The organism is Bacillus sp. AFS077874, from assembly GCF_002566505.1.
Lineage (GTDB): Bacteria > Bacillota > Bacilli > Bacillales > Bacillaceae_G > Gottfriedia.
In genome coordinates, this window is record NZ_NUYF01000035.1 from 1 (window position 1) to 898 (window position 898).

The following is an 898-nucleotide window of genomic DNA, read 5'->3' on the forward strand; positions in this document are numbered from 1 at the left end:
GTTGCTCCTGTTGGACCTGTTAAACCTGTAACTCCTGTTGGCGGTGGAGGACCTGGTGGCAATGGTGCTCCCGTAGGACCTGTTGGAGCTGGTGGTAATGGTAAGACTGGTGGTAATTGTGGGCCTGGTGGGCCTGGTGGTATTGGCAAATAGATACACCTCCAAAAATATTTTGACGTACACTTTATACTATTTTTGTTGGACAAGTTTGTTTGGATTTTAATACTATTTCTATTAAAAATCCGCAAAAAAACTCTACTAACTAGATTCAATCCTATCATTCAGATAGAATTAATAATCTAATAGAGTAGAGTCAACTCTTGAATTAATATCTTAATTATCTATTTATTGATTAATTAAGCGTAATTCCTGCACTTGCATAACCAACTACAGTATTAGCAAGGTTAAGTCCAGTTGCTTCAGCTGTAAATACCATCATTAATCTTGTTGTTGCAGCTACCGGAATTGCTAAAGGAGCGCTAATACCATTAGCAATAAATCCTAAAGATACAACTCCTGTAAGGTTTGGAGCTAAAGTTACTGAAGCTCCTGGAATTGGTGTAAAGCTATTACTATTTGCTGGTGCACTATATAATTGAGCAGTTACCGTGATAGATGTTTGAATAAGATTCAAACCTACTGTTTCACTAAAGAATGCAGAGATTGAAGTGATTGTACTTGCTCTTGGAACTGAAAATGCAAAGTCAAGAATTGGACCTAACACAGTTCCAGTTAAATCGATTGCTCCTCCAAGTATTTGTACATTTGAAGCTGAGCTACCAAATCCAATCAGGCCTGCTGTATCAGCTAATCCAGTTAATAGAGTACTCATTGAAACCGGACCACCCGATGCAAACGGAATGATAGCACCCGCTCCCGTTGCTCCCGCTGGACCTGT

At 39.4% G+C, this 898-nt stretch carries 1 protein-coding gene; it reads right to left on the minus strand.

The genetic code is table 11. The features are described 5' to 3' along the window. Window positions 1-352: 352 nt before the first annotated feature. Window positions 353-898: exosporium glycoprotein BclB-related protein (locus COJ46_RS19460; RefSeq protein WP_286145528.1), on the minus strand; the 546-nt coding region annotated here is incomplete at its 5' end.